The organism is Litchfieldia sinesaloumensis (genome assembly GCF_900156865.1).
Lineage (GTDB): Bacteria > Bacillota > Bacilli > Bacillales > Bacillaceae_L > Ferdinandcohnia > Ferdinandcohnia sinesaloumensis.
This window is the reverse complement of the sequence record NZ_LT732529.1, coordinates 3710064-3727071: the sequence shown is the minus strand read 5'-3', so window position 1 is coordinate 3727071 and position 17008 is coordinate 3710064. Positions and strand designations below refer to the sequence as shown.

Annotated in this window: 14 protein-coding genes; all 14 read right to left on the bottom strand. The window is 39.6% G+C overall.

What is annotated here, in order from left to right; all coding sequences use genetic code 11:
• Positions 1 to 44 precede the first annotated feature (44 nt).
• The 14 genes from rplB to rplL all read right to left on the bottom strand — a co-directional run bounded on the left by rplB (position 45) and on the right by rplL (position 16970).
• Positions 45 to 875, bottom strand: coding sequence for a 50S ribosomal protein L2 (gene rplB / locus CZ490_RS18270; RefSeq protein WP_077620218.1), 831 nt, complete (start codon positions 873 to 875; stop codon positions 45 to 47).
• A gap of 26 nt (positions 876 to 901) precedes the next feature.
• Positions 902 to 1189 (bottom strand): 50S ribosomal protein L23, encoded by a 288-nt coding sequence (gene rplW / locus CZ490_RS18265; protein ID WP_077620217.1) that lies wholly within the window; start codon positions 1187 to 1189, stop codon positions 902 to 904.
• Positions 1189 to 1812, bottom strand: coding sequence for a 50S ribosomal protein L4 (rplD, locus tag CZ490_RS18260; protein WP_077620216.1), 624 nt, complete (start codon positions 1810 to 1812; stop codon positions 1189 to 1191). The genes rplW and rplD overlap by 1 nt, the downstream gene beginning before the upstream one ends.
• Positions 1813 to 1836: 24 nt before the next feature.
• Positions 1837 to 2466, bottom strand: a complete 630-nt coding sequence (gene rplC, locus CZ490_RS18255) for a 50S ribosomal protein L3 (protein WP_077620215.1) — start codon at positions 2464 to 2466, stop codon at positions 1837 to 1839.
• Positions 2467 to 2510: 44 nt separating this feature from the next.
• Complete coding sequence (gene rpsJ, locus CZ490_RS18250; protein WP_003354783.1) at positions 2511 to 2819, bottom strand: 30S ribosomal protein S10; 309 nt, start codon at positions 2817 to 2819, stop codon at positions 2511 to 2513.
• 360 nt (positions 2820 to 3179) lie between these two features.
• Positions 3180 to 4370, bottom strand: coding sequence for an elongation factor Tu (gene tuf / locus CZ490_RS18245; protein WP_077620214.1), 1191 nt, complete (start codon positions 4368 to 4370; stop codon positions 3180 to 3182).
• 121 nt (positions 4371 to 4491) lie between these two features.
• Entirely contained in the window at positions 4492 to 6570 is a 2079-nt protein-coding gene (fusA, locus tag CZ490_RS18240) for an elongation factor G (protein WP_077620213.1), read from the bottom strand.
• A gap of 138 nt (positions 6571 to 6708) precedes the next feature.
• Positions 6709 to 7179: a 30S ribosomal protein S7 gene (gene rpsG / locus CZ490_RS18235; RefSeq protein ID WP_077620212.1), complete on the bottom strand. Its 471-nt coding sequence runs from the start codon at positions 7177 to 7179 to the stop codon at positions 6709 to 6711.
• Between the two features lie 38 nt (positions 7180 to 7217).
• Positions 7218 to 7640, bottom strand: a complete 423-nt coding sequence (rpsL, locus tag CZ490_RS18230) for a 30S ribosomal protein S12 (RefSeq protein ID WP_077620211.1) — start codon at positions 7638 to 7640, stop codon at positions 7218 to 7220.
• A gap of 106 nt (positions 7641 to 7746) precedes the next feature.
• Positions 7747 to 7995 carry a 50S ribosomal protein L7ae-like protein gene (locus CZ490_RS18225; protein ID WP_077620210.1) on the bottom strand — a complete coding sequence of 83 codons (249 nt, stop codon included), beginning with the start codon at positions 7993 to 7995 and terminating at the stop codon, positions 7747 to 7749.
• Positions 7996 to 8136: 141 nt separating this feature from the next.
• Positions 8137 to 11730, bottom strand: a complete 3594-nt coding sequence (gene rpoC, locus CZ490_RS18220; RefSeq protein ID WP_077620209.1) for a DNA-directed RNA polymerase subunit beta' — start codon at positions 11728 to 11730, stop codon at positions 8137 to 8139.
• A 160-nt stretch (positions 11731 to 11890) separates the two neighbouring features.
• Positions 11891 to 15460 carry a DNA-directed RNA polymerase subunit beta gene (rpoB, locus tag CZ490_RS18215; protein WP_077620208.1) on the bottom strand — a complete coding sequence of 1190 codons (3570 nt, stop codon included), beginning with the start codon at positions 15458 to 15460 and terminating at the stop codon, positions 11891 to 11893.
• A 438-nt stretch (positions 15461 to 15898) separates the two neighbouring features.
• Entirely contained in the window at positions 15899 to 16507 is a 609-nt protein-coding gene (locus CZ490_RS18210; RefSeq protein WP_077620207.1) for a class I SAM-dependent methyltransferase, read from the bottom strand.
• A gap of 100 nt (positions 16508 to 16607) precedes the next feature.
• Positions 16608 to 16970 carry a 50S ribosomal protein L7/L12 gene (gene rplL, locus CZ490_RS18205; protein WP_077620206.1) on the bottom strand — a complete coding sequence of 121 codons (363 nt, stop codon included), beginning with the start codon at positions 16968 to 16970 and terminating at the stop codon, positions 16608 to 16610.
• Between the last annotated feature and the right edge of the window lie 38 nt (positions 16971 to 17008).

The following is a 17008-nucleotide window of genomic DNA, read 5'->3' as shown; positions in this document are numbered from 1 at the left end:
TTCGTGATTGACCTACGGTTCCGATGAACCGTAGCACAATCCCGTTATTTTTTACGACGACGTACGATGAATTTATCTGATTTGTTTTTCTTCTTACGAGTTTTGAATCCAAGAGTTGGTTTACCCCAAGGAGTCATTGGAGACTTACGTCCGATTGGTGCTTTACCTTCACCACCACCGTGTGGGTGATCATTAGGGTTCATTACAGATCCACGTACAGTTGGGCGTTTACCTAACCAACGAGAACGACCTGCTTTACCAATATTAACTAGCTCATGTTGCTCGTTTCCTACTTGACCGACAGTAGCGCGGCAAGTAGCAAGAATCATGCGAACTTCACCAGAATTTAAACGTACTAGTACGTATTTACCTTCTTTACCTAGCACTTGTGCAGAAGTACCAGCAGAACGAACTAATTGTCCGCCTTTTCCAGGTTTTAATTCAATGTTGTGAATTACTGTACCCACTGGAATATTAACTAATGGAAGTGCGTTACCCACTTTAATATCAGCTTCAGGTCCTGAAAATACCTCAGTGCCTACTTGTAGGTTCTTAGGAGCTAAAATGTAACGTTTTTCTCCATCTGCATAGTTGATTAATGCAATATTTGCTGAACGGTTTGGATCGTACTCGATTGTAGCAACGCGTCCTGGTATACCATCTTTATCACGCTTAAAGTCAATAACACGGTATTGACGCTTATGACCGCCAGCTTGATGACGTACTGTTATTTTACCTTGGTTATTACGACCGCCTTTTCTGTGTAAAGGGGCAAGTAATGATTTCTCTGGTCTGTCAGTAGTAATTTCAGCAAAATCTAGTGATGTCATATTACGACGACCGTTAGAGGTTGGTTTATATTTTTTAATCGCCATCTCTATTTCCCTCCTTCTCTATAAAATTAAACTTCAAAGAATTCGATTTCTTTGCTATCAGCAGTTAATTTAACGATTGCTTTTCTGCGACGATTTGTATATCCACTGTAACGTCCTACACGCTTGAACTTACCTTTGTAGTTCATGATGTTAACTTTTTCAACCTTCACTCCGAAGATTTGCTCAATAGCATCCTTTACTTCGGTTTTATTAGATTTTACATCAACATCAAATGTGTATTTCTTTTCAGCCATTAAGTCTGATGAACGTTCAGTAATAACAGGGCTCTTAATAATATCACGAGGATCTTTCATTATGCGAGCACCTCCTCTACTTTTTCCACCGCAGCTTTAGTAATCACAAGCTTATCATGGTTAAGAACATCAAGAACACTTACTCCATCAGCAGCAACAACTGTTACTCCAGGAATATTACGAGCTGAAAGTTCTACTGCTTCATTATTGTCAGCAGTTACGATTAACGCTTTGCGTTCAACGTTTAATCCTTTCAGTACCGCAACCATTTCTTTTGTTTTAGGAGTATCTAATACTAGATTTTCTAATACTAGAATGTTTTCCTCTAATACCTTAGTAGATAATGCAGATTTGATTGCTAAACGGCGTACTTTTTTAGGTAATTTATAGCTATAGCTTCTTGGGGTTGGACCAAATACTGTTCCACCGCCACGCCATTGTGGTGATCTGATTGAACCTTGACGAGCACGACCAGTACCCTTTTGACGCCATGGTTTACGTCCTCCGCCAGCTACTTCAGAACGAATTTTAGTTTTATGAGTCCCTTGACGTAAGGAAGCTCTTTGCATAATTAATGCGTCGAATAAAACTTGTTTGTTTGGCTCAATACCGAATACGGAATCGTTTAACTCGATTTCCCCAACAGCTGAACCAGTTTGGTTATACAATGATACTTTAGGCATTCAAATGTCCTCCTTTCCTAGCAATTATTTTACTTTTACAGCACTCTTTACTGTAATTAATGATTTTCTCGCACCAGGTACATTACCTTTTACTAGAAGAAGATTACGTTCTGTATCTACTTTCACGATTTCTAAGTTCTGTACTGTAATACGGTCTCCACCCATACGACCAGGTAGTAGTTTGTTTTTGAATACACGGTTTGGAGCTACAGGTCCCATTGAACCAGGACGACGGTGATAACGAGAACCGTGACTCATAGGTCCGCGAGATTGTCCGTGGCGCTTAATTGCACCCTGGAATCCTTTACCTTTTGATTTTCCTGTTACATCTACAATATCTCCTTCAGCGAAGATATCTACTTTGACTTCCTGACCAACTTCATACTCATCTAAGTTAACTCCGCGTAATTCGCGAACGAAGCGCTTAGGTGCAGTATTTGCTTTTGATGCATGACCCTTTTCAGGTTTGTTTGAAAGCTTTTCTCTTTTATCTTCAAAACCGATTTGTACTGCTTCGTAGCCATCAGTCTCAGCTGATTTCTTTTGAAGAACTACGTTTGGAGCAGCCTCGATTACAGTTACAGGAACAAGTTCACCGTTACCTACGAATACTTGAGTCATACCAATTTTTCTTCCTAAGATTCCTTTGGTCATTAGTCACACCTCCTAATATATTTACAATTTATTTCATTTTAATATTAAAGTTTGATTTCAATGTCAACACCAGATGGTAGATCTAAACGCATTAAAGAATCAACAGTTTGTGGTGTTGGGTTAACGATGTCGATTAAGCGTTTATGTGTACGCATTTCGAATTGTTCACGAGAATCTTTGTACTTGTGAACAGCACGAAGAATCGTATATACAGACTTCTCAGTTGGAAGTGGAATCGGTCCAGAAACGGCTGCACCAGATCGTTTTGCTGTCTCTACGATTTTTTCTGCAGATTGATCAAGAATTCTATGATCATATGCTTTTAAACGAATACGAATTTTTTGTTTTGCCATTATTTTCCCTCCTTTTTTCGCCTACTTTTTAAATAGACCTTCTCCGTGGAAATTTCCTTACACTCGCCATGGCAAAGCGGCCGGGTGTATCAGCAACCTTCCACATCATCGCAGTCAAAGACCAACATTGTCTATTATATAAAAAACAAATACGAAATGCAACATATTTTTAATTATTATGCATGTCCTTCGCACTTTTTAAATTATACACACCTACAACAAACAATTCAACACCCTTATCTATTAATCTTATCGTTAGATTCTGGAAACTAATTTGTTTTCAATAATATATATTTCTTTCTATATAAGTATAAAAAAACAGGCGGACAAACCGCCTGTTTTTTATCGTAACTTATATTATTACTCTTGGATAGAAGCTACAACGCCTGCGCCTACTGTACGTCCACCTTCACGAATAGAGAACTTAGTTCCTTCTTCGATCGCAACTGGAGCGATTAGTTCAACAGTCATTTCGATGTTGTCACCAGGCATAACCATTTCTACGCCTTCTGGAAGGTTACAAATTCCAGTTACATCAGTTGTACGGAAGTAGAACTGTGGGCGGTAGTTTGAGAAGAATGGAGTATGACGTCCACCTTCTTCTTTTGATAATACATATACTTCAGCTTTGAACTTTGTGTGTGGCTTAATTGTACCTGGCTTAGCAAGTACTTGTCCACGTTGGATCTCTTCACGAGAAACACCACGAAGTAGTGCACCGATGTTGTCACCAGCTTCAGCAAAGTCAAGAAGCTTACGGAACATTTCAACACCTGTTACAGTAGTTGATTTTGGCTCTTCAGTTAAACCGATGATTTCTACTACTTCACCAACTTTAACTTGTCCACGCTCAACACGTCCTGTAGCAACAGTTCCACGACCAGTGATTGAGAATACATCCTCAACTGGCATCATGAATGGCTTTTCAGTATCACGTTGTGGATTTGGTACGTACTCATCAACAGCAGCCATTAATTCGATAATTTTTTCTTCCCACTCAGCTTCGCCTTCTAGAGCTTTAAGAGCAGAACCTTTGATTACTGGAATATCATCACCAGGGAATTCGTATTCAGAAAGAAGGTCACGAACTTCCATTTCTACTAATTCTAATAATTCTTCGTCGTCTACCATGTCACATTTGTTCATGAATACAACTAGGTAAGGAACACCTACTTGACGAGAAAGAAGGATATGCTCACGAGTTTGTGGCATTGGGCCGTCAGCAGCAGAAACAACTAGGATTCCGCCGTCCATTTGTGCAGCACCAGTGATCATGTTCTTAACGTAGTCTGCGTGTCCTGGGCAGTCAACGTGTGCATAGTGACGGTTGTCAGTTTCATATTCAACGTGTGAAGTAGAAATTGTAATTCCACGCTCACGCTCTTCAGGCGCACCATCGATTTGGTCATAGCCCATTGCTACACCTTTACCGCTTCTTTTAGCAAGTACAGAAGTGATAGCAGCTGTTAAAGTTGTTTTACCATGGTCAACGTGTCCAATTGTACCAATATTAGCATGTGGTTTCGAACGGTCAAATTTCTCTTTTCCCATTTGAAAAGCCTCCTTAAGTATTTGTATATTTTAATAATAAGTATGGAATCCCGAAAGTGGGGGTTGTCCCACTTTCAAGGCCTACATAAGTAGTTATACTTTATATAATGGTGAAAATCAATTATTCACCTTTATTTTTTTTGATAATCTCTTCAGAGATAGACTTTGGTACTTCTTCGTAGTGATCAAAGTGCATAGTGAACACACCACGACCTTGTGTATTAGAACGTAGAGAAGTAGCATAACCAAACATTTCAGATAGTGGAACCATAGCGCGAACAACTTGTGCATTACCGCGTGCTTCCATACCTTCAACGCGTCCACGACGAGAAGTAATACCACCCATAATATCACCCATGTACTCTTCAGGCATTACAACTTCTACCTTCATAACAGGCTCAAGAATTACAGGTTGACACTTTGATGCAGCGTTCTTAAGTGCCATAGAAGCGGCAATCTTAAACGCCATTTCACTTGAGTCAACATCATGGTAAGATCCGTCATAAAGTTTAGCTTTAATATCAACTAATGGATAACCAGCTAAAACCCCTCTATCTAGAGCGTCTTCTAGACCAGCTTGTACAGCAGGAATATATTCACGTGGAACTACCCCACCAACAATCGCATTTTCAAATTCGAAGCCTTTTCCTTCTTCGTTTGGAGAGAATTCGATCCAAACGTGTCCGTATTGTCCACGTCCACCAGATTGACGAGCGAATTTACCTTCAACCTGAGCAGATTGACGGAATGTTTCGCGGTACGCAACTTGTGGAGCACCAACATTTGCTTCTACTTTGAATTCACGTTTCATACGATCAACTAGAATGTCTAAGTGTAATTCACCCATACCAGCGATAATAACTTGACCTGTTTCTTGGTCAGTATGTGCTCTGAATGTTGGGTCTTCTTCTTGAAGCTTTTGTAAAGCTGTAGTCATTTTATCTTGGTCAGCTTTAGATTTTGGCTCAACAGAAAGTTGAATAACTGGCTCAGGGAATGTCATTGATTCAAGAATTACTAATTCTTTCTCATCACATAATGTATCACCAGTTGTTGTATCTTTTAATCCTACAGCTGCAGCAATATCTCCTGCATATACAGTTGAGATTTCCTCACGGCTATTCGCGTGCATTTGAAGGATACGTCCGATACGCTCACGCTTTCCTTTAGTTGAGTTTTGTACATAAGAACCAGAATTTAAAGTACCTGAATACACACGGAAGAATGTTAATTTACCAACATATGGGTCTGTCATTACTTTAAACGCTAGAGCTGAGAATGGCTCGCTGTCGTCAGAATGACGTTCAACTTCTTCACCTGTATCAGGAAGATGTCCTTGAATAGATGCAACATCAGTTGGAGCAGGTAGATAATCAATTACTGCATCAAGTACTTTTTGAACACCTTTGTTCTTAAATGCAGTACCACACATTACAGGGTAGAATTCTACACTAAGTGTAGCTGTACGAATTGCTTTACGCAGTTCGTCATTAGAGATTTCTTCTCCACCAAGATATCTTTCCATCAAGTCTTCATCTAATTCCGCTACTGCTTCAACAAGCTTTTCACGGTATTCGTTTGCTTGATCTTGATATTCTTCAGGGATTTCACCTACTTCGATATCAGTACCTAAATCATTACCATAGAATGTTGCATTCATTTCAACTAAGTCGATAATACCGCTGAATTGATCTTCTGCACCAATCGGTAATTGAATCGGGTGTGCATTCGCTTGTAGACGGTCATGAAGAGTACCAACTGAGTATAAGAAGTCAGCACCGATCTTATCCATTTTATTTACGAATACAATACGTGGTACTCCGTAAGTCGTTGCTTGTCTCCAAACTGTTTCAGTTTGCGGCTCAACCCCAGACTGTGCATCAAGAACTGTTACAGCACCATCAAGTACACGAAGTGAACGTTCAACTTCAACTGTGAAGTCTACGTGTCCTGGTGTGTCAATGATGTTAACGCGGTGATTCTTCCAAGATGCAGTTGTTGCTGCAGAAGTAATCGTAATACCACGTTCTTGTTCTTGCTCCATCCAGTCCATTTGAGAAGCGCCTTCATGAGTTTCACCAAGTTTATGGATTTTACCAGTGTAATAAAGGATACGCTCAGTAGTTGTGGTTTTACCAGCGTCAATGTGAGCCATGATTCCAATATTACGAGTCTTTTCTAAGGAGAACTCTCTTGCCATTGGGTATTTCTCCTTCCTATGAGTAAGTATAGTTTTTTAGTGTAGTAATGGCTCTGTTAATCTACTTAACAGAGCTGTTTATACCTACGGCTGATGCCGTAGGTTGTTCGTTCATTCAGTATAAACTGAATGAACTTCTTACCAACGGTAGTGAGCAAATGCTTTATTTGCTTCTGCCATTTTGTGTGTATCTTCACGTTTCTTAACTGATGCACCAGTGTTGTTAGCTGCATCAAGGATTTCGTTAGCTAAACGCTCATCCATCGTCTTTTCTCCGCGAAGACGAGCATAGTTTACTAACCAACGTAAACCTAGAGTAGTACGACGGTCAGGGCGAACTTCAACAGGAACTTGATAGTTAGCACCACCTACACGACGAGCTCTTACTTCTAGGACAGGCATGATGTTTTTAATAGCTTGTTCGAAAACTTCCATTGCATCTTTACCTGAACGTTGTTGAACTAAATCAAACGCGTTATATAGAATCGCTTGTGATTTACCTCTTTTTCCATCAACCATCATTTTGTTGATCAAACGAGTTACAAGCTTTGAATTATAAATCGGATCTGGTAATACATCTCTTTTAGCAACAGGTCCTTTACGAGGCATTGATTTTTCCTCCTTTCAATCTTAAATATGTTAGTCTATTATTTCTTAGGTGCTTTAGGTCTCTTAGTACCATATTTAGAACGACCTTGCATACGATTATTAACACCAGCAGTGTCTAGCGCACCACGAACGATGTGATAACGTACCCCCGGTAAGTCCTTAACACGTCCACCACGAATTAGTACAACACTGTGCTCTTGTAGGTTGTGACCAATCCCTGGGATGTAAGCAGTAACCTCAATTCCGTTTGTTAAACGTACACGAGCATACTTACGAAGTGCTGAGTTTGGCTTCTTAGGAGTCATTGTACCAACACGAGTACAAACACCACGCTTTTGAGGTGAAGTAGTGTTAGTTTGTGACTTTTTGAAGCTGTTATAACCTTTATTTAATGCAGGAGAGTCTGATTTTTGAACTTTTGATTCACGACCCTTGCGGATTAATTGGTTAATAGTAGGCATTATCTGTTTCCTCCCTTCTTCTTTCTTCAAGACCACATATCCAGGTGGTTCATTTTTTTACAAAAAACAACGCTTCTGCAGAGTTATTTCTCCACAAAGGCAGTTATTAATTAATTATTGCAACAGTAGAGGCACCGACTTCAATTCCACAAGCTTTACCAAGCTTTTTCATTGAGTCTACTTTTGATATTGGAATCTGTTGTTCTTCAGCTAATAACAATACTTTATTGATTACCCGCCGATCAGCATCTTCTGCCACAACAACTTCCAACACTTTTGTAGTTTTTAATGCTTTTACTGCTTGCTTTGTACCAATAATAATACTCTTCGCTTGTGATACTTTTTCATAAGACATATAAAATATCCTCCAAAGCATCAGGTTTTAGGAGCACCTTAGATATATTAACACCCTAAGAGAAGGATGTCAACTACAAGTAAATAAAATTATTTCACTCATAGTAGACATCCAAACATCTTAAATATGCTCTTCTACCCTTTATTCAACAACTACTGTATCTTCTTCTTCGACAACAACCGGTTCTGCTCGTCGATAACGATTCATTCCCGTTCCAGCAGGAACAAGTTTACCGATAATTACATTCTCTTTTAATCCTAACAATTCATCGCGTTTTCCTTTAATTGCAGCATCCGTTAGGACACGTGTTGTTTCTTGGAATGACGCAGCTGATAGGAACGAGTCAGTTTCTAGAGAAGCTTTTGTAATACCTAAGAGTACTGGTCTACCAGTAGCAGGAGCTTTACCTTCTAATAAAACCTTAGTGTTTGCATCAGTAAATTGATGGATATCAAGTAATGAACCTGGTAACACATCTGTATCGCCTGCATCGGTAACTCTAACCTTACGAAGCATTTGTCTTACCATTACCTCGACGTGTTTATCACCGATTTCAACACCTTGCATACGATAAACTTTTTGTACCTCTTTTAATAGATATTCTTGAACATCAGCTGTACTTGTAACCTTTAGTAATTCTTTCGGATCTACTGAACCTTCTGTTAATACCTGACCACTTTCAACCTCTTGACCTTCTGTTACTTTCAGTCGAGCACTGTATGGCGCAGTGTAAGAACGAGATTCTACTTCTCCTTGAATCACAATTTCTTGTTGTCTGTCTTTCACTTCATTAATTGAGGTTATTACACCACTAATTTCAGTAATAACAGCTTGACCTTTAGGGTTTCTCGCTTCAAATAACTCTTGAATACGAGGTAGACCCTGTGTAATATCGTCTCCAGCAACCCCACCTGTATGGAATGTACGCATAGTAAGCTGCGTTCCTGGTTCACCGATTGATTGAGCAGCGATAATTCCTACTGCTTCACCAACTTCAACCTCAGAGCCTGTTGCTAGATTTCGACCATAACATTTTTTACATACGCCATGGCGTGTGTTACAAGTAAACGCAGAACGAATTGTAACCTCTTCAACACCAGCATCTATAATAGCTTTCGCGATATCTTCTGTGATTAACTCATTTTCCGCTACTAATACTTCATTACTTTGCGGGTGTACAACTTTCTTTCTAGCGTAACGGCCGTTTAGACGTTCTTCAAGAGGTTCGATTATTTCTGTCCCCTCTCTCAATGAGCTTACAAGTAAACCACGATCCGTTCCACAATCATCTTCACGGACGATGACGTCTTGAGCAACATCAACTAGACGTCTTGTTAGATAACCAGAGTCAGCTGTCTTTAAGGCAGTATCCGCAAGACCTTTACGTGCACCGTGAGTTGAAATAAAGTACTCTAATACTGTCAAGCCTTCTCGGAAACTTGATTTAATCGGAAGTTCAATAATACGACCAGCCGGGTTCGCCATAAGTCCACGCATACCAGCTAACTGAGTAAAGTTTGATGCGTTACCACGGGCACCGGAGTCACTCATCATGAAGATTGGGTTACGCTTATTTAGTGAAGCCATAAGCTTGCCTTGGATGGTATCCTTCGCAGCACTCCAGATTGAGATAACTCGGTCATAACGCTCATCCTCAGTAATTAGACCACGTCTAAACTGTTTTAAAACATTATCAACCTTTGATTGTGCTTCTGTTAGAATTTCTTCTTTTTCAGCTAGTACAACAATGTCTGATACACCAACAGTAATACCAGCTTTTGTTGAATACTTAAATCCAAGATCTTTCATACGATCAAGCATTTTTGAGGTTTCTGTAATTTTAAAACGTTTGAATACTTCAGCAATAATATTACCAAGTATTTTTTTCTTGAACGGATCAATCTGTTCTTGGCTTGCAATAATTTCTTTAACATTTGCACCTTTAGGAATGAAGTATCTTTCAGGTGTTTTTACTTCAAGGTTTGTTTTTGTAGGTTCGTTAATATAAGGGAATGATTTCGGAAGAATCTCATTAAAAATCAACTTACCTACTGTTGTCATAAGCAACATATTGTTTTGTTCTTCAGTAAAGTTAGGATTCTTCAATGATCCAGCATGAACCGCAACCCTTGTATGAAGATGAACATATCCATTTTGGTACGCTAGTATTGCTTCATTCGTATCCTTGAACACCATTCCTTCGCCGATTGCTCCAGGACGCTCCAATGTTAGATAATAGTTACCTAATACCATATCCTGTGATGGAGTAACAACTGGTTTTCCATCTTTCGGGTTAAGGATGTTTTGTGCTGCCAACATTAAAATTCTAGCTTCAGCTTGAGCTTCTGCTGATAGTGGTACGTGAACCGCCATTTGGTCACCATCAAAGTCCGCGTTGTATGCAGTACATACAAGTGGATGTAGACGAATTGCACGTCCTTCTACTAATGTTGGTTCAAACGCTTGGATTCCTAAACGGTGCAATGTAGGAGCACGGTTTAATAGAACCGGATGCTCTTTAATTACTGATTCGAGCACATCCCAAACCTCAGGTTGCACGCGTTCAATTTTGCGTTTCGCACTCTTTATGTTGTGAGCAAGTCCTTTCTCGACTAACTCTTTCATCACAAATGGTTTAAATAGTTCTAGTGCCATTTCCTTTGGTAAACCGCACTGGTACATTTTAAGGTTTGGACCAACAACGATAACGGAACGACCTGAGTAGTCCACACGCTTACCTAATAAGTTTTGGCGGAAACGCCCCTGTTTACCTTTTAACATATGTGAAAGTGATTTTAACGGACGGTTACCAGGACCTGTAACAGGTCTGCCACGGCGTCCGTTATCAATCAATGCATCAACTGCTTCTTGAAGCATACGCTTTTCATTTTGAACAATGATGCTTGGAGCACCTAAGTCCAAAAGACGCTTTAGACGGTTGTTACGGTTAATAACACGACGGTATAAATCATTTAAATCTGAGGTTGCAAAACGACCACCATCCAACTGAACCATTGGTCTAAGTTCAGGAGGAATAACCGGCAGAACGTCAAGTATCATCCAAGACGGCTCATTTCCTGAATTACGGAATGCCTCAAGGACCTCTAATCGTTTAATTGCACGAGTTCTACGTTGACCTTGTGAAGTTTTTAATTCCTCTTTAAGGCCATCGACCTCTTTTTCTAGATCAATATCAAGCAGAAGCTTTTTGATCGCTTCAGCTCCCATTGCTGCATGGAATGTGTTGCCATACTTTTCACGGTATGCACGATATTCCTTTTCAGAGAGTAATTGTTTTTTATCTAAAGGTGTATCACCAGTCTCTGTTACAACATAAGAAGCAAAGTAGATTACTTCTTCAAGAGCCCTTGGTGACATATCTAAGACGAGACCCATTCGGCTTGGAATCCCTTTAAAATACCAAATATGTGAAACAGGCGCTGCAAGTTCAATGTGACCCATACGTTCACGACGAACTTTTGCACGCGTAACTTCTACGCCGCATCGGTCACAGACGACACCTTTGTAGCGAACACGTTTGTATTTACCACAATGACATTCCCAATCCTTTTGCGGACCAAAAATTCGTTCACAGAATAACCCGTCTTTTTCAGGTTTTAATGTACGATAATTGATTGTTTCTGGCTTCTTAACTTCACCAAATGACCACGAACGAATTTTGTCTGGTGAAGCGAGGCCAATACTCATGTATTCAAAATTATTAACGTCTAACAAGGGGCCTACCTCCCTTTTGATCTACAGGATTACCCTATTTGACCTTTGCTTGTTAATTAAATCAAACCAAATGCACCTTGGCGGATTTACGCCAGAGCTTATCAAACTTATCTCGATATACTCTCTTTGGAAGAAATGGCATCCGCCGCGGGCATTATAATTATTCTTTTACAACTGCATTTTTTTCTAGTTCAGGATCGATTTGCTGGTCAGAATCGAGAGAGATTCCCTCAGATTGGCTAGCTTCTTCTTCATCCTCTAGGTCGCGCATTTCAATCTCTTCTTCATCACCAGAAAGGATTTTCACATCTAAACCAAGTGATTGAAGTTCTTTTATTAATACCTTGAATGATTCAGGGACACCAGGCTCTGGTACATTTTCACCCTTTACAATTGCCTCATACGTCTTAACACGACCGACAACATCATCTGATTTAACAGTTAGAATTTCTTGTAGAGTATATGCAGCACCATAAGCTTCAAGTGCCCATACTTCCATCTCACCAAAACGTTGTCCTCCAAACTGAGCTTTACCACCAAGTGGTTGCTGAGTAACAAGAGAATATGGTCCTGTTGAACGAGCATGTAACTTATCGTCTACCATGTGTGCTAACTTAATCATATACATTACGCCGACAGATACACGATTATCAAACGGTTCACCCGTTCTTCCGTCATATAATACTGTCTTCGCATCACGAGACATACCAGCTTCTTCTATAGTATCCCATACATCTTCTTCAGTTGCTCCATCAAATACTGGTGACGCAACATGGATGCCTAGCTGTCTTGCAGCCATACCTAAGTGTAGCTCAAGAACCTGCCCAATGTTCATTCGTGATGGAACCCCTAGTGGATTTAACATGATATCGATTGGCGTTCCATCTGGAAGGAATGGCATATCCTCCTCTGGTAGGATTCTTGAAATTACCCCTTTGTTTCCGTGACGACCAGCCATCTTATCGCCTTCGTGTATCTTACGTTTCTGTACGATATAAACACGAACGAGCTGGTTTACACCTGGTGGTAATTCATCTCCGTCTTCACGGTTGAACACCTTCACATCGAGGATAATCCCTTCTCCACCGTGAGGAACACGAAGGGAAGTATCACGAACCTCACGTGCCTTTTCTCCGAATATTGCATGTAAAAGACGTTCTTCAGCAGTCAGCTCGGTTACCCCTTTAGGCGTTACCTTACCAACAAGTAGGTCTCCGTCTTTCACTTCAGCACCAATACGGATAATTCCACGCTCATCAAGATTACGTAACGCATCTTCACCAACATTTGGAATATCACGTGTAATTTCTTCTGGTCCTAATTTTGTATCACGAGATTCTGATTCATATTCTTCAATATGAATAGAAGTATATACATCATCTTTTACAAGTCTTTCACTCATAATGATGGCATCTTCATAGTTATATCCATCCCAAGTCATGAAACCTACAAGAACGTTACGTCCTAATGCCAGTTCACCTTGTTCCATTGAAGGACCATCTGCAAGGATTTCTCCTTTTACAACTTCGTCACCTTCTGTAACAATCGGGCGCTGGTTATAACATGTACCTTGGTTAGAACGGATAAATTTAAGAAGACGATATTTATCAAGGTCACCTTTAACCTTTTGACCATCTACTTCTTCGTAGCGACGAACCCAGATTTGCTTCGCTTCTACACGTTCGACAATACCTGGATGTTTACAGATAACGGCAGCACCTGAGTCTTTACCTGATACATACTCCATACCTGTACCTACAAGAGGCGCTTCCGGCTTCATTAGCGGAACTGCCTGACGTTGCATGTTTGCTCCCATTAACGCACGGTTTGAGTCATCGTTTTCCAGGAACGGAATACAAGCTGTAGCTGCGGAAACAACTTGTTTAGGAGAAACATCCATGTAATCAATGCGATCGCGATCAATTACTGTGTTCTCACCTTTAAAACGTGCAACGACATCTTCATCTAAGAAGGCACCATCATCACTTAAACGAGAATTTGCCTGAGCAACAACATAGTTGTCCTCTTCATCTGCTGTTAAGTAATCGATTCTGCCAGTCACTTTACCTGTTTCTGGATCAACTCTTCGATATGGTGTTTCAATAAACCCAAATCGATTTACCTTTGCGTATGAAGATAATGAGTTGATTAATCCAATGTTAGGTCCTTCTGGTGTTTCAATCGGACACATACGACCATAGTGGGAATAGTGAACGTCACGAACTTCAAACCCTGCACGCTCACGCGTTAGTCCTCCAGGTCCTAAAGCAGATAACCTACGCTTATGTGTTAATTCTGCCAAAGGATTCGTTTGGTCCATAAACTGTGATAGCTGTGAACTACCAAAGAATTCTTTAATAGAAGCAATCACTGGACGAATATTAATTAGTTGTTGTGGAGTAATCGTATTCGTGTCTTGAATTGACATTCTCTCACGAACAACACGTTCCATTCTTGATAAACCAATACGGAATTGATTCTGTAGAAGTTCACCAACTGAACGTAATCTACGGTTACCTAAATGATCAATATCGTCCGTATCTCCAACCTGATGCAATAGGTTAAAGAAATAACTAATAGAAGAGAGAATATCCGCTTGTGTAATATTCTTCACACCTTCTTCGACATAGGCATTACCAATAACGTTAATGACATGTTCGCCATCCGGATCATTCGGTGCGTAAATTTTAATTGACTGAAGCGTAATCTCTTCATCAACAACGCCGCCTACAGGTTGAAGGGACTTAAATCCGATACCATTCTCTAAATAAGGAATGATGCGGTCAAGCGTTCTGCGATCAAGTAGAGTATCTTTTTCTACAATGATTTCACCTGTTTCAGGATCAACAAGCGTTTCTGCTAAACGCTGATTAAACAAACGGTTCTTAATATGAAGCTTTTTATTAATCTTGTAACGACCTACACTTGCAAGATCGTAACGTTTTGGATCAAAAAAGCGTGAATCTAACAAACTTTTGGCGTTATCGACCGTTGGTGGTTCTCCAGGACGTAGACGCTCATATATTTCTAGTAGTGCTTTTTCTGTGCTCTCTGTGTTGTCTTTCTCAAGTGTGTTACGTAGATATTCGTTCTCACCAAATAAATCGATGATTTCTTGATCAGAGCCAAACCCAAGCGCGCGCAAAAGTACCGTTACCGGCAATTTTCTAGTACGGTCAATACGAACATAAACAACATCTTTCGCATCTGTTTCATACTCTAACCATGCACCACGGTTTGGTATTACCGTTGCAGTAAAACCGCGTTTCCCATTCTTATCGACTTTACCACTGTAATAGACACTCGGTGAACGAACCAATTGAGAAACAATTACACGTTCTGCACCATTGATAACGAATGTACCTGTTTCTGTCATGAGTGGGAAGTCACCCATGAATACATCTTGATCTTTTACTTCACCAGTTTCTTTATTGATCAAACGCACCTTCACACGAAGTGGCGCTGAATAAGTAACATCCCTCTCCTTTGATTCTTCCACAGAATACTTTGGCTCACCTAAACTGTAATCAATGAACTCTAGAGATAGGTTACCTGTAAAGTCTTCAATTGGGGAAATATCTTGGAACATCTCCCTAAGACCCTCATCAAGAAACCACTGATAAGAAGAGGTTTGAATCTCAATAAGATTTGGTAATTCTAAAACTTCACTAATACGAGCATAACTTCTTCGTTGGCGGTGTCGTCCATACTGAACTAGTTGACCTATCAACCCATTCACCCCTCATATCAAGCGTTATTAATCTTGCTAATTTATAAATACTTACTAGTTATAAAAGTCTACTTTATAAACTTCTATAATCAGTAAGAAGTAAACCGCAAATCAAAATGATAGGACACATATCGCAGCCTATCAATTTCTAAATCACTTTCACTCGTTTCTTTTGTCTTTTAAGGTACATTTAATTATTATGTAAGGCCAATACATCCTCTTTTTTATAGACAAAAAGAAAAAGGGTTTCTACTAAGAAAACCACATTTTCAAAAAACGAACTATTGATTTTATTAGTTTTTCCATACATACTATATTTATACATATATTTAATTTTTTAGTTATACATGGAAAAATTACATATCGGCATTATATAATGCTACCACAGGTAAAATTGACAGTCAACCTGTTTTTGTGTTTGTCAAGTGAAAATATGTTTTAGTTTAACTTTCTTACAGCTTTAATAATATGGTATCCTTTTTTTCTCTCTACGATCTCAACATCTCCAAAAACCGTTTCAAGCTTTTCGATTGCAGACGGAGCCCCTTGTTTCTTTTGAATAACAACCCATAGTTCACCGCCAGGTACCAAATAGTTATAACTTTCTTCTAAAATACGATGTACCACTTTTTTTCCTGCCCGAATTGGCGGATTTGAAATTATTGCGGCATACCCTTTGTTTTCAACATGTGAAAATAAGTCGCTTTGACGAATATCAATGTTCGCCACCTTATTCATTTCGGCATTCTTTTTCGCAAGTTCAATTGCTCGTTCATTCACATCGATCATATCAACATGTCGTTCGTTATGTACCTTCGCAAGTGCTAAACCAATCGGACCATATCCACAACCAATGTCCAAAAAGGGACCAGCCACTTCTGGAGTTTTAAACGCCTCCACTAGCAATCTCGACCCGAAGTCTACTTCGTTTTTCGAAAAAACTCCGCTATCACTTGTAAATGAAAAACGATTTCCTTTCAAAACAAATGACCACGTTTTTTGGTTACTTACCACGGTGGGTTTACTAGTATAATAATGTTCGGCCATTTACTGTATCTCCCAACATAAGAGTATATGATCAGTTTACCCATTTCATTCCAAAAATGATAAAAAAAGCTCGCTTAATAGCGAGCTTTCTTTTACGTTATTACTTAACTTCTACGCCAGCTCCAACTTCTTCAAGTTTAGCTTTAACTTCTTCAGCTTCCTCTTTAGAAATGCCTTCTTTGATTGCTTTTGGAGTGTTGTCAACAAGTTCTTTAGCTTCTTTTAAGCCAAGACCAGTGATTTCACGTACAACTTTGATAACTTTGATTTTTTGTCCACCAGCATCTGCTAGTACAACATCAAATTCAGTTTGCTCAGCAGCAGCTTCAGCACCGCCACCAGCAGCTACAGCTACAGGAGCAGCAGCAGTTACACCAAATTCTTCTTCAATTGCTTTTACTAGGTCATTTAGTTCTAAAACAGTCATATTTTTAACTGCTTCAATGATTTGTTCTTTAGTCATTAGAAAATCCTCCTTAAATAATTATCCTATTTGGAATT